We start from the raw sequence: 12,532 nt of genomic DNA, 5'->3' as shown, positions 1-12,532 counted from the left end.
ATCGGATTCGCTCAAGCGATGACGAGCGCGGGTACGTCGGGCTTATGGACCGAGACGTTGGGCACTCCGAAGAGGTCAACCAGGTTGCCGCCCATCACCTTTCGCTGTTCCTCTTCGTTGAGGCCCTGCGCGACGAGGTCGTCGACCAGGTTGATCGGGTTGGCCAGGCCTTCGGGGTGCGGCCAGTCCGATCCGAAGATGATGCGGTCGATGCCGATCAGGTCGGCCATCTGCTTGAAGTTGTCCTCCCAGAACGGGGCCACATACACGCCCCGCTTGAACGCCGTCACCGGATCCTCCGGGAACTCCTGGGGGAGCTTGGCGAACACATCCTCGAACTGGTGCAACAGGTAGGGCAGCCAGGAGGCGCCGTTCTCGATCGACAGGATGCGCAGCCCCGGATTGCGGGTGAACGCGCCGTGGCAGACCAGCGCGGCCATGGTGTCCTCGATGGGCCGCTTACCCATCGCCACCATCCGGAACGCCGTCGGCTTGAACGGCAGGAACTCCTCAGCGGGCTCCCAGTCGTTGAGGTACTGCGCATACCCGCTGTCTGAGGCGTGCATGCAGACCGGAATGCCGGCCTTGACGCAGGCATCCCAGAACGGGTCGAACTCGGGCAGGCCCATCGACCGGGTGCCCCGGAAACCCGCCACCGGTGCCGGCCGCACCAGGATGGTCTTGGCGCCGCGCTCCAGGCACCACTCGAGTTCCTCCAGCGCGCGGTCGACGATGCTGAGGTTGATCACCGGCGTCGAGAAGATCCGGCCCTCGTAGTCGAAACGCCATGTCTCATACATCCATTGGTTGAGCGCATGGACGATGTCCAGGATCAGCTCGGGGTCGTCCTTGAGGCGCTCTTCGACCAGGCTGGCCAGCGTCGGGAACATGATCGTGTAGTCCAGCGCGAGGCCGTCCATCACCTCGATACGCGCCTCGGGATTGCGGAACGCGGGGATGGCCTTCATGGGCTTACCCATCACCTCGCGGTAGCTCTTGCCGCCGCTGCCGTGCTTGAAGTACTCCTCTTGCGCACCGGGGCGCGCGACGACCTCGAAGGTCGGGTTGGGGATGTAGTCGCTGATGTGTCCGCGCACCACGATCTTGGTGCGGCCGCGGACGTCGAGGTAGTCGATGACGCCCTTGCGCTTCTCGGGCAGGAACTGGGTCAGCGCTTCCTGCGGCTCGTAGAAGTGGTTGTCGGCATCGAACACCGGGTAGGGCAGCTCGCGCGAGGGCATCTCCGCCTCCTGGAAGTGTGCTTGGTCGGTAGCGGTAATGACGTTACCACGGGATGAGCAGGCTAAACACCACCGGATTTGTGACGTCGTGGGGAGTGCGTCTACCTGGGCGAACGGCTAGGCGCCGGGCGGCGGAAGCAGGCCGCGGACGCAGAAGTCGTAGATGTGCTCGCCGGTGATCGGCACGCCGTTGAGCTCGACGCCGAGACTGCGCAATCGCATCGCGCCCAGGACCGCCTGCATGATCAGCGCGGCCGTGGTCTGGACTTCGAGGTCGGCCCGGAACACGCCCTCGCCGATCCCGCGCTGCAGGATCTCGCCGATCAATTCGTGCAGTGGGGAGAGCACGCGGGCGTATTCCTGCGGCAGGCTCTCGGCGAGGTGGTCGTTGTAGTAGGTCAGGCCGCGGTTGATGCTGTCCTGCTTGGTGGTTTCGGCCGGCGTGCAGATCCGCTCGATGAGCACGTGCATCGCCTCGGCGGCGGGCAGCGACTCGGTCTCGGTGCGCCAGGTCTTCGTCGACTCGGTCATGATCGTGTCGATCAACGCCAGCAGAAGCTCATCCTTGGTGGAAAAGTGCTGGTAGAACGAGCGCAGCGAGGTCTTGGAACGTTCGACGACCTCCAGGACGGTGAAGTCGGTGCGGCCGGTCTCGGCCAGGATCGACAGCGCGGAGCGCATGAAGCGACCGACCCGGGACTCCGGGTCGGCGCGCACGGGTGACTCGTCGGCGGCCTTGGCCATGGACACACCTTATCGTCCTACCATCCGGTGGAGAATGACGTTACCGTTCTGGTAGAACAGCACTGAGCACATCCGCCGATCCGCATTAACCAGGAGGAGCCATGACCGACCAGTGCACGCCGTGGACGCTGGATCTGCTGCTGGACCTCTTCGACGTCGAGTCCGACGGACCGGACCGGTTCGTCGGCAGGTCTGGCCTCGCCGCCTCCGACGAACGCCAGGTCGTGGAGGGAACCCAGGTGCTCGCCCAGGCCATCGTGGCGGCGGCTAAACGCTTCCCGGACAAGTCGGTTCGCTCGGTGCACTCGGTGTTCACCCGCGCGGTGCTGGTCGGGCCGCCGGTGATCCTCGACGTCGACGTGGTCTCCGAGGGGCGCAGCACCGCCACCGCGATCATCAACGCCTCGCAGAACGACAAGCGGTGCATGACGTTCACCGTGTTCTGCGACGTGCCCAGCCCGGACGTGATCCGCCACCACCTGCCCCGTCCCCAAGTGCCCGGCCCGGGAGAGGCCAATGTCTGCGAAATGCCCATGGCGGGAAGGGAAATCAAGCTCGTCGATGTCGTCGACATCAACAGCCCCGACGAACTCGGTCCGCCCGAGGTGTACGCCTGGCTGCACTACGACCCGGTCCCGACCCGCGATGATCTGGCCAAGGCCCTGATCGCCTACTTCACCGGTCATTTGGGAATCTCGACGAGCATGCGCCCGCACGAGGGAATCGGCACCGCGCTGTCGCACATCACCGTCTCGACCGCGCCGATGACCGTGACGGTGAGCTTCCACGAGCCGGTCAGCTGGACCGGCTGGCTGCTCTACACCCACGAGAGCACCCAGGCCGGCGCCGGGATGACCTACATCCGCGGTGCGGTGCACACCGAAGAAGGCGAACTGCTTGCCTCATTCACCCAAGACGGCCTGATCCGGCCGATGCGGGCGGTGGACACCGCGGTGGCGGTGGAGGCCAGGATCTAATTCAGATCGCGCGCCTTGAAGGTGTCGCACTGGTTCGGGTCACCGGTCTGGTAGCCGACGGTGAACCACTTCTGGCGCTCGGCCGAGGAGCCGTGCGTCCACTGCTCGGGGTTCACCCGGCCGGTGGCCTGCTTCTGGATCCGGTCGTCGCCGACGGATGCCGCGGCCGACAGCGCGTCGGCAATGTCCTTGTCGCTCAACGGTTCCAGGTAGGTCACGTCAGTGCCCGGCTGCTTGGTGATCGCGGCGTAGTGCGCCCACACGCCGGCGTAGCAGTCGGCCTGCAGCTCGGTGCGCACGCCGTTACCGGTGGCACCCTGAGCGCCCTGCTGAGCCCGGCCCAGCACCCCGAGCAGGTTCTGCACGTGATGGCCGTACTCGTGGGCGACCACGTACTCCTGGGCCAAAGGTCCACCGCTGGAACCGAATTGCGTCTTGAGAACGTCGAAGAAGTCGGTGTCGAAGTACGCCGTGCGGTCGACGGGGCAGTAGAACGGGCCTACATCACTGGTGGCCGGACCGCAGCCGGTCTGCACCGACCCCTTGAACAGCTTCATCTTCGGCCGGCTGTAGCCGCGCAACAGCTGCTCCCACACCCCGTCCACCGAGTTGCCGGTCGCCACCACGCGGCACTCGACGTACTTGTTGGCATCGGCACCGGTCTTGCACTTGCTCAGGTCGTAGGACTCGGACTGCTCGGCGCCTGGCGGAAGGGCCGGTTGCTGGCTGATGACGCGGCCCGGGTCGACCCCGAGGAACAGGGCGAGCAACACGATCACCAGGCCGCCGACACCGCCGCCGATGGCGATACCGCGACCGCCACCACCGCCGCCACCGGTCGAGGTGGTGCTCGTGTCGATCTGCATACCTTCGTTGAAGGTCATCGCCGCTCCTTGAGATGGACCGTTCAGGCTGGCAACCAGTCGCGTTCAGCTTGCCACACTACGATTCGCTGGTGGCTGTCGTCGCAGATCCGTCGACCGTGGCGCACACGTCTTCCGGCGCCCTGCGCGGCACCACCGAGGGCGAGGTCCACGTGTGGCGTGGGGTCCCCTACGCCGAGCAACCCGTCGGCGAACGCCGGTTCCGGGCTCCCGAACCCTTGGCACCCTGGTCGGGACTGCGGCAGGCCGTCGAGCACGGCCCGGTCCCACCCCAGGGCCGCTCGTTCGTCGGCGGCGGCCGTGATGATCCGAAGATCCGCGACGAGGCCTGCCTGACCGTCACGGTGTGGTCGCCGCGGCGTGAGCCCGGAACGCTGCTGCCGGTGATGGTGTGGATTCCCGGCGGGGCGTTCGTCTACGGCGCCGGGCAGCTCCAGCTCTACAACGGGTCCCGGCTGGCCGCCAACGGCAATGTGGTCGTGGTCAACGTGACCTACCGGCTCGGGGTGTTCGGCGGCTTCGAACTCGGCGATCTCGGTGAAGGTTTCGTCGACAACCTGTGTCTGCGCGATCAGCTCGCCGCTCTGCAGTGGGTGCGTGACAACATCGCCGCCTTCGGTGGAGATCCGCGGTGCGTCACCATCTTCGGCGAATCCGCCGGCGCCACCTCGGTGCTGGCGCTGCTGGCCAGCCCGGCCTCGCGCGGCCTGTTCGCCCGGGCGATCGCGCAGAGCCCGGCGCTACCGCTGATCGCCGACCGCGACACCCGCGCCCGCCGCGCGCACGAGTTCCTCGACCTCGTCGGCGCCAGCCCCACCGAACTGGCGGGTCTGCCGCAGCGGGTGCTGCGCCGTGCGGCGGGGGAGATCCAGCGCCGCAGCGCGGAGTCCACGCCGACACTGGCGTACGGTCTCACCTTCGGCAGCGAGTTGTTGCCGCACCACCCGATCGAGGCCGCGCGGCGCGGTGAACTCAACCCGGTGCCGCTCATTGTCGGCACCAACACCCACGAAGCCTCGATGTTCGCCTGGTCCAAACCGCCCATGCTGCCCACCACGGTCGCCGGGATCGACGCCTACTTCGCCCGGGTGGCTCCGGCGGCCCGCGACCGGGTGCTGGCCGCCTACCCGGGCTATCCGCGCCGGCAGGCCCTGATCGCCGTCGGCTCCGATGTCATGTTCGGCGCTCCGACATGGGCGTTCGCCGACGCCTACAGCGCGCATGCGCTCACCCACGTCTACCGCTTCGACCACGCCGCCTGGCATCTGCGGGCCATCGGGTTGGGTGCCACTCACGGCAGCGAGATCGTGCACATCCAGCACAGCTACGGCTCGTTCATCGGGCGCAAACTGCACCCACTGGGACGCCGGGTGTTGCCCTCGGTCGGCCGCCGTATGCAGCGCACCTGGCTGCGGTTCGCCACCGGCGACGGTCTGGAGGACTGGCCGCGCTACGACACCCCGCGGCGGGCAACCCGCATCATCGGCTCGGCCCGCGACGTCAGCGTCGACGACCCCGATGCGATGCGCCGCCAGGCGTGGTCGGGGCTGTACTGATCAGCCGTACCGCTTATCGGTGTAGCGGCGCAGGTTCGACAGGAACCACTTGAACGCCAGGTTCATCGCCGGCCCGCCGAGGATCAGTCCCCACTTGGCCGCGCCGTTGGGCTTCTGGGCCACGGTCCATGTCAGCCGGCTGCCGCCCGGGGTCTTCTCCACCCGGTACTCCTCGGCGAACGCGGCGACCGCCTTGTTCGACGAGGTGTTGAAGCGGAAGGCCAGATAGCTGTAGGGCTCCCAGGCCAGGAATTCCTCGTCGCCGACCAGACCACCGAGCATGTCGACGGTGCGGGTGGTGCCGATGCCGTAGGGCTTGGGGCTGGTCCAGGTCACCTTCGTGATCACCTTGGCCCACTGCGGCCAGGACTCGGCGTCCTCGAGCACCTCGAACACCTGCTCCGGCGTGATGGCCAGGTCGACGCTGTTGGAGTAGCGGTACTTGGCGTTCTTGATGAAGCTCAGATCGACGAGCTCACAGGGATACATCGTGGTCACGGGCGCACCTCCGCGCTGACCATACACTGAGGCGTCGACTGTGTGGTCCGCTCGACCTCATAGACTGATCACCCGGTTTCCCATTCCCTATCCCAGGAGTCAGCCAGTGCTGCGCACTCACGCCGCAGGTTCGTTGCGGGCCACCGACGCCGGACAGAAGGTCACTCTGGCCGGCTGGGTCGCCCGTCGCCGGGACCACGGCGGCGTGATCTTCATCGACCTGCGCGACTCCACCGGCGTGACGCAGGTGGTGTTCCGCGACGCCGGGGTGCTGGACCAGGCCCACCGGCTGCGCGCGGAGTTCTGCGTCGCCGTCGACGGCGTGGTGGAGATCCGTCCCGAAGGTAATGCCAACGCCGAGATCCCCACCGGTGAGATCGAGGTCAACGCGACCTCGCTGACCGTGCTGGGGGAGAGCGCCCCGCTGCCGTTCCAGCTCGACGAGCCGGCCGGCGAGGAAGCCCGGCTGAAGTACCGCTACCTGGACCTGCGCCGCGACGGCGGCCCGGGCGAGGCGATCCGGTTGCGCTCGAAGGCCAACGCCGCCGCCCGTGCCGTGCTGGCCGGTCACGACTTCGTCGAGATCGAGACCCCGACGCTGACCCGGTCCACTCCGGAAGGGGCGCGTGACTTCCTGGTGCCCGCCCGGCTGCAGCCCGGCTCCTTCTACGCCCTGCCGCAGAGCCCGCAGCTGTTCAAGCAGCTGCTGATGGTGGCGGGCATGGAGCGCTACTACCAGATCGCCCGCTGCTACCGCGACGAGGATTTCCGCGCCGATCGCCAGCCCGAGTTCACCCAGCTCGACATGGAGATGAGCTTCGTCGACTCCGACGACATCATCGCGGTGGCCGAGGAGATCCTGGCCGCGCTGTGGGCCCTCATCGGCTACGAACTGCCGCGGCCCATCCCGCGGATGACCTATGCCGACGCGATGCGGCTCTACGGTTCCGACAAGCCCGATCTGCGGTTCGGCCTCGAACTCGTCGAGTGCACCGAGTACTTCGCCGACACCCCGTTCCGGGTGTTCCAGGCGCCCTACGTCGGCGCGGTCGTCATGCCCGGCGGTGCCTCGCAGCCCCGCCGCACCCTGGACGGCTGGCAGGAGTGGGCCAAACAGCGCGGCGCCAAGGGTCTGGCCTACGTGCTGGTCGGCGAGGACGGCGAGCTGTCCGGCCCCGTCGCCAAGAACCTCTCCGACGCCGAACGAGCCGGCCTGGCCGCCCACGTCGGTGCCAACCCGGGTGACTGCGTGTTCTTCGCGGCCGGCCCGGTCAAGACGTCGCGGGCGCTGCTAGGGGCTGCGCGCGGCGAGATCGCCCGCCGGCTGGACATGATCGACCCGTGCGCCTGGGCGTTCACCTGGATCGTCGACCCGCCGCTGTTCGAACCCGCCGGCGATGCCACCGCCGCCGGTGACGTCGCCGTCGGCTCCGGTGCCTGGACCGCCGTGCACCACGCCTTCACCTCGCCCAAGGCGCAGTACGCCGACACCGTCGACACCGACCCCGGCGCGGTGCTGGCCGACGCCTACGACATCGTGTGCAACGGCCACGAGATCGGCGGCGGCTCGATACGTATCCACCGCCGCGACATCCAGGAGAAGGTGTTCGCGGTGATGGGCATCGATAATGCCGAGGCGCAGGAGAAGTTCGGATTCCTGTTGGACGCCTTCACCTTTGGCGCCCCGCCGCACGGCGGTATCGCGTTCGGCTGGGACCGCATCACCGCGCTGCTGTTCGGCGCGGACTCGATCCGCGACGTCATCGCCTTCCCGAAGTCCGGTGGCGGCGTGGACCCGTTGACCGATGCGCCCGCGCCGATCACCGCCCAGCAGCGCAAGGAATCCGGAATAGACGCCAAGCCGGAGTAGCTTCAAGAGTCATGGACACTTCGAAGGCCTCTCTGGACGCGTTCAACCAGCCCATCATTGAGGAGTTCCGCGCCAATAAGGGCGTGGTCGGTGGCCCGTTCGCCGGAGCCACCCTGCTGCTGCTGACCAGTACCGGTGCGAAGTCGGGTCAGCCCCGGCTCAGCCCGCTGGCCTACCTGACCATCGACGACAAGATGATCATCGTCGGCTCCAAGGCCGGTGCCGACACCAACCCAGCCTGGGTACACAACCTCCGGGCCAACCCGCGCGCGCATATCGAGGTCGGCACCGACGCCTACGACGTAGTGGCCCGCGAGTTGCCCGCCGACGAGCGCGACGCGACCTATCCGAAGATCGTCGAACTGGCACCGACGTTCGGCGACTACCAGGCCAACACCAGCCGCGTCATCCCGCTGTTCGAACTGCAGCGCGTCTAGCGATTTCGGCGCGCTGAGCGTCGCTGTGCGACGACAAGCGCGCCGAAATCACACCTTCTCGGTCAGGCCGGCGTCCACCACAATCTGGGTGCCGGTCACATAGCGGGACTCGTCGCAGGCCAGGAACAGCACCGCATTGCTGACGTCGACCGGGTCCACCCAGGCCACCGGAAGGATGGTGCGCGTGCCGAGCACGGCGGCCGCGTCCTGTTCGGTGGGCGACTCCAGATCTGGTCGTAGCCGGGCAAACACGGTGTCGTTGATGACCATCGCGGTGGCCACCGCGCCGGGCAGCACGGTGTTGACCCGGATTCCGCGCGGCCCCAATTCGTTGGCCAGTACCCGGCCCAGCCCGATCACCCCGTGCTTGCTGGCCGAATAGTGGGCGGTACTCGCGCCGCCGCGTACACCGTTGGTGGAACTGATCAGCACCACCGACCCGCCGTCGGCCAAGACCGGCAGGGCCGCCCGCACGGTGTGCCACACCCCGGTCAGGTTCACATCCAGGGTGCGGTGCCAGGCCTCCTCGGTCAGCTCCCACGACGGCGCCAGGTCGGCGTATATGCCCGCATTGGCCACCACCACGTCGAGGCGGCCCAGCTCGGCGACGCCCGCGCCGAACGCCGCGGCCAGTGCCGCCGGGTCGCGCACGTCGGCGACCGCCGTCACGCACCGCACCCCGAGTGCCCGGACCTCCTCGGCCGTGCCGGCCAAGCCGTCGGGGTCCCGGTCGATCGCCAGGATCGCGCTGCCCTCGGCAGCCAACCGCGTGCAGTGCGATCGGCCCATCCCTGACCCTGCGCCGGTCACCGCCGTCACCGCGTCCCGCATCCGCTCACCCATGGCAGCGACGCTAGGTCCGCCGATCCGGTCGCAGGTCGCAATTTGTCCGCTCACCGGGACGGCGGCTCGCCGCCGGGGTGGGTGGTGACGACGATTCGAATAGGTATGTCGACTTGCAGGGGTGACCATGACCGACGAAGCCACCGCCGTCCGGGAGATCGAGGCGGCGGCGGCGCCGACCCGCTTCGCGCGCGGCTGGCACTGCCTCGGGCTGACCCAGGATTTCCGGGACGGAAAACCGCACCAGATCAACGCATTCGGGTCCACGCTGGTGGTGTTCCGTTCCGACAGCGACAACGAACTGCACGTGCTCGACGGCTACTGCCGGCACCTGGGCGGCAACCTGTCCAAGGGCACCGTCAAGGGTGACTCCATCGCCTGCCCGTTCCACGACTGGCGATGGGGCGGGGACGGCAGGTGCACCGGTATCCCGTACGCGAAGCGGGTTCCGCGGGTGGCCCGCACCCGCTCGTGGCCGACGCTGGAACGCAACGGCCAACTGTTCGTCTGGCACGACCCGCAGGGCAGCCAGCCCACCGAGGACGTCACGATCCCGCATATCGAGGGCTACGGCACCCCGGAGTGGACTGACTGGAAATGGAACTCGATCCTCGTCGAGGGTTCGCACTGCCGCGAGATCATCGACAACGTGGTGGACATGGCGCACTTCTTCTACGTGCACTACGCCTTCCCGAAGTACTTCAAGAACATCTTCCACGGTCACGTGGCCACCCAGTACATGCGCTCGACCCCGCGCAGAGACGTCATGGTCGGCACCGCCTACGATGATCCGAACTCCGAATTGCACTCGGATGCTTCGTATTTCGGACCGTCCTACATGATCGACAAGCTGTGCAATTACGTCAACGGCGGCACCGTCGAGACGGTCTTGATCAACTGCCACTATCCGGTGACCGACAACTCCTTCGTGCTGCAGTACGGTGCGATCGTCAAGAAGCCCCAGGGCGTCAGTGACGAGGAAGCGCAGGCCATGGCCGAGCAGTTCGCCGACGGCGTCGCGGTGGGCTTCGAGCAGGACGTCGAGATCTGGAAGCACAAGGCGCCGATCGACAACCCGTTGCTGACCGAGGACGACGGGCCGGTATATCAGCTGCGGCGGTGGTACGAGCAGTTCTATGTCGACGTCGAGGACATCACCGAGGACATGACCAACCGGTTCGAGTACGAGATCGACACCGACCGTGCCGTGGCCAACTGGGAAGCCGAGGTCGCTGAGAACCTGGCCGCCGCCGGGCCGGCCTGAGAGAGGAATCGACAGTGAGCGCATCCGAACAGTGGGACTACGAAGCCGACGTGGTGATCGCCGGCTACGGCATCGCCGGGGTGTCCGCGGCCATCGAAGCCGCCCGGGCCGGGGCCGACGTTCTGGTGTTGGAGCGGGCCGGTGGCTGGGGCGGCGCAGCCGCACTGGCGGGCGGGTTCGTCTACCTCGGTGGCGGAACTCCGATCCAAAAGGCCTGTGGCTTCGAGGATTCCGTCGAGGCGATGCGGGCGTTCCTGTGCGCGGCGATGGGGCCCGGCGCCGACGAGGTCCGGATCGCAGACTACTGCGACGGCAGCCTCGAGCACTTCGACTGGCTGGTGGAGTGCGGGGTGCCGTTCAAGCCGGAGTTCTGGGGCGAGCCGGGCTGGGAGCCGCCGGGCGATCAGGGCCTGATGTACACCGGCGGGGAGAACTCCTATCCGTTCAACACCATCGCCGCTCCGGCCCCGCGCGGCCACGTGCCGCAGATGACCGGCAAGGTCACCGGCGAGAAGGGCGGTGGCTACATGCTGATGAAGCCACTGGTCGACACGGCGACCGCACTCGGGGTGCGTTCGGTGTACGACGTGCGCGCCCACGAACTGCTCACCGCCTCCGACGGCCGGGTGATCGGGATCGCCGCCCGCCAGTACGGCAACCCGGTTCGGGTGCGCGCCCGACGCGGCGTGGTGCTGGCTACCGGGAGCTTCGCCTACAACGACGCCATGATCGCCCAGTACGCCCCGCGCATCGCCGGAAAACCGGCCGCCTCGGTGGAAGAGCATGACGGACAGTCGATCCGGATGGCCCAGGCCCTCGGCGCCGACCTCGCGCACATGGACGCCACCGAGGTGGCGTTCTTCGCCGAACCGCAGCTGGTGGCGCGCGGCATCCTGGTCAACGGCCGCGGCCAGCGCTACGTCCCCGAGGACACCTACCCCGGCCGCATCGGGCAGCTGTCGCTGTACCACCAGGACGACACGGTGTACCTGGTCTTCGACGCCCAGGCCCATGAGGAGGCGATGGCGTCGACCTCCTCGACCCCGTTCTTCAAGACCCCGCCCACCTGGGTCTGCGAGACCGTCGCCGAACTCGAGGCCGAGATCGGCCTGGCGCCGGGATCGCTGCAGGCGACCGTGGCGGCCTACAACGACGGCGCCGCCCGTGGGGAGGACCCGCTGCTGTTCAAGAAGCCCCAGTGGCTGCGCCCGATCGGCTCACCGATCGGGGCCCTGGATCTGCGCGGCCACACCGGCGGCTTCACCCTGGGCGGCCTGCTGACCACCCTGGACGCCGAGGTGCTGCACGTCAGCGGCGAACCGATCCCCGGACTGTTCGCCGCCGGCCGCGCGGCGGCCGGACTGGCGGCCTGGGGTTACGCCAGCGGGGTTTCGCTGGGTGACGGCAGCTTCTACGGCCGGCGGGCCGGGCGGGCCGCAGCGAAGGGCTGATCGCCGGTCTCAGCTGTCCGGGCACGGTCCGGCGCGGTCTCCCGGCCAGCGGTTGATCCACCCGAACCGGATACCGCGATTGCTACCCTTGGCTTCGTGACAGAGCCCGAGCCGCAGGTCAACCCGTCGCTGTCGGCGACTGCGTGGGCCCTGCTCGGCATGCTCTCCTACGAGACGGAGCTCTCCGGCTACGACATCCGCAAGTGGATCAGCTGGAGCATGCGGCACTACTACGGCAGCCCCGCGTTCAGTCAGATCTACTCCGAGCTCAAGAAGCTGGAGAAGATGGGTCTGCTGACCTCACGGGTGGACGGCACCGGCACGCGTAATCGCAGGCTCTACAAGATCACTGATGACGGTATGGACGCCGTCACCCGGTGGGCGCGGGAAGCCCCGGTAGATCCGCCCTCGATCAAGCACCCGGCAATCCTGCGCGTGACGTTCGGGCATCTGAGTGATCCGGCGACGCTCAAACAGATGTTGCAGGACCATCTTTCCTACATCGACGAGATGCAGCGTGAGGCCGCCAAGGAAGCACGGTGGGCCGCTGCCGACCCCTCGTGGGCCTACGCCAAGATCGCGCTGGAGTGGGCCGAGCGGTACTACACATCCGAGCGTGAACTCACGCTGCGAATGATCAAAGACCTCGACGAAGCTGAGTCGACATTCCCGAAAGTCAGTGAGGGCGCCAAGATCCCGTGGCCCGAACCGGCGTTCTGGTACGAGATCGAGCGCAAGGCCGACGCCGAAGACGGTGGCTGACTCCG

The 12,532-nt window shown here is 67.7% G+C and carries 12 protein-coding genes; 7 read left to right on the top strand and 5 right to left on the bottom strand.

All coding sequences use genetic code 11. The features are described 5' to 3' along the window. Positions 1-11: 11 nt before the first annotated feature. Positions 12-1,241 carry an amidohydrolase family protein gene (locus BN3385_RS22300; RefSeq protein ID WP_059020079.1) on the bottom strand — a complete coding sequence of 410 codons (1,230 nt, stop codon included), beginning with the start codon at positions 1,239-1,241 and terminating at the stop codon, positions 12-14. Between the two features lie 117 nt (positions 1,242-1,358). Further along, on the bottom strand, positions 1,359-1,985 hold the full coding sequence (locus BN3385_RS22295) for a TetR/AcrR family transcriptional regulator (RefSeq protein WP_059020077.1): 627 nt from the start codon (positions 1,983-1,985) through the stop codon (positions 1,359-1,361). Positions 1,986-2,086: 101 nt separating this feature from the next. Between BN3385_RS22295 and BN3385_RS22290 the strand changes: the two genes are divergently transcribed. Beyond that, the gene (locus tag BN3385_RS22290) at positions 2,087-2,962 is read left to right on the top strand and encodes an acyl-CoA thioesterase (protein ID WP_059020076.1); all 876 of its coding nucleotides are present in this window, start codon (positions 2,087-2,089) and stop codon (positions 2,960-2,962) included. On the opposite strand, the gene ypfJ is transcribed toward BN3385_RS22290, so the two are convergent. Next, positions 2,959-3,846, bottom strand: coding sequence for a KPN_02809 family neutral zinc metallopeptidase (ypfJ, locus tag BN3385_RS22285; RefSeq protein WP_059020074.1), 888 nt, complete (start codon positions 3,844-3,846; stop codon positions 2,959-2,961). The genes BN3385_RS22290 and ypfJ overlap by 4 nt on opposite strands. 71 nt (positions 3,847-3,917) lie before the next feature. On the opposite strand from ypfJ, the gene BN3385_RS22280 reads away from it, so the two are divergent. Then, positions 3,918-5,402 carry a carboxylesterase/lipase family protein gene (locus tag BN3385_RS22280; protein ID WP_059022321.1) on the top strand — a complete coding sequence of 495 codons (1,485 nt, stop codon included), beginning with the start codon at positions 3,918-3,920 and terminating at the stop codon, positions 5,400-5,402. Here the strand turns inward: BN3385_RS22280 and BN3385_RS22275 are convergent, their stop codons facing one another. Further along, entirely contained in the window at positions 5,403-5,891 is a 489-nt protein-coding gene (locus BN3385_RS22275; protein WP_059022320.1) for an SRPBCC family protein, read from the bottom strand. It abuts the gene before it with no gap. 115 nt (positions 5,892-6,006) lie between these two features. Here BN3385_RS22275 and aspS point away from each other — a divergent pair, with 115 nt between their 5' ends. Continuing rightward, positions 6,007-7,770, top strand: coding sequence for an aspartate--tRNA ligase (aspS, locus tag BN3385_RS22270; RefSeq protein WP_059020071.1), 1,764 nt, complete (start codon positions 6,007-6,009; stop codon positions 7,768-7,770). Between the two features lie 11 nt (positions 7,771-7,781). Next, the gene (locus BN3385_RS22265) at positions 7,782-8,207 is read left to right on the top strand and encodes a nitroreductase family deazaflavin-dependent oxidoreductase (RefSeq protein WP_059020070.1); all 426 of its coding nucleotides are present in this window, start codon (positions 7,782-7,784) and stop codon (positions 8,205-8,207) included. A gap of 48 nt (positions 8,208-8,255) precedes the next feature. Here the strand turns inward: BN3385_RS22265 and BN3385_RS22260 are convergent, their stop codons facing one another. Next, positions 8,256-9,050: an SDR family oxidoreductase gene (locus BN3385_RS22260; protein ID WP_059020068.1), complete on the bottom strand. Its 795-nt coding sequence runs from the start codon at positions 9,048-9,050 to the stop codon at positions 8,256-8,258. Positions 9,051-9,177: 127 nt separating this feature from the next. Here BN3385_RS22260 and BN3385_RS22255 point away from each other — a divergent pair, with 127 nt between their 5' ends. The 3 genes from BN3385_RS22255 to BN3385_RS22245 all read left to right on the top strand — a co-directional run bounded on the left by BN3385_RS22255 (position 9,178) and on the right by BN3385_RS22245 (position 12,527). Then, positions 9,178-10,314: a 3-ketosteroid-9-alpha-monooxygenase, oxygenase component gene (locus BN3385_RS22255; protein WP_059020065.1), complete on the top strand. Its 1,137-nt coding sequence runs from the start codon at positions 9,178-9,180 to the stop codon at positions 10,312-10,314. A gap of 14 nt (positions 10,315-10,328) precedes the next feature. Further along, on the top strand, positions 10,329-11,765 hold the full coding sequence (locus BN3385_RS22250; protein ID WP_231748792.1) for an FAD-dependent oxidoreductase: 1,437 nt from the start codon (positions 10,329-10,331) through the stop codon (positions 11,763-11,765). Between the two features lie 96 nt (positions 11,766-11,861). Continuing rightward, complete coding sequence (locus BN3385_RS22245) at positions 11,862-12,527, top strand: PadR family transcriptional regulator (RefSeq protein WP_059020062.1); 666 nt, start codon at positions 11,862-11,864, stop codon at positions 12,525-12,527. Positions 12,528-12,532 lie beyond the last annotated feature (5 nt).

This window comes from Mycobacterium sp. M26 (assembly GCF_001494595.1).
Classification (GTDB): Bacteria; Actinomycetota; Actinomycetes; order Mycobacteriales; family Mycobacteriaceae; genus Mycobacterium.
The sequence above is the reverse complement of the archived record's forward strand: the minus strand, read 5'-3'. Positions and strand labels throughout refer to the sequence as shown.

Bases quoted from the DNA above. Each gene is read 5' to 3' on its own strand.
- BN3385_RS22300 (WP_059020079.1), bottom strand. From the start codon at position 1,241: ATGCCCTCGCGCGAGCTGCCCTACCCGGTGTTCGATGCCGACAACCAC.
- BN3385_RS22295 (WP_059020077.1), bottom strand. From the start codon at position 1,985: ATGGCCAAGGCCGCCGACGAGTCACCCGTGCGCGCCGACCCGGAGTCC.
- BN3385_RS22290 (WP_059020076.1), top strand. From the start codon at position 2,087: ATGACCGACCAGTGCACGCCGTGGACGCTGGATCTGCTGCTGGACCTC.
- ypfJ (WP_059020074.1), bottom strand. From the start codon at position 3,846: ATGACCTTCAACGAAGGTATGCAGATCGACACGAGCACCACCTCGACC.
- BN3385_RS22275 (WP_059022320.1), bottom strand. From the start codon at position 5,891: ATGTATCCCTGTGAGCTCGTCGATCTGAGCTTCATCAAGAACGCCAAG.
- BN3385_RS22265 (WP_059020070.1), top strand. From the start codon at position 7,782: ATGGACACTTCGAAGGCCTCTCTGGACGCGTTCAACCAGCCCATCATT.
- BN3385_RS22260 (WP_059020068.1), bottom strand. From the start codon at position 9,050: ATGGGTGAGCGGATGCGGGACGCGGTGACGGCGGTGACCGGCGCAGGG.
- BN3385_RS22255 (WP_059020065.1), top strand. From the start codon at position 9,178: ATGACCGACGAAGCCACCGCCGTCCGGGAGATCGAGGCGGCGGCGGCG.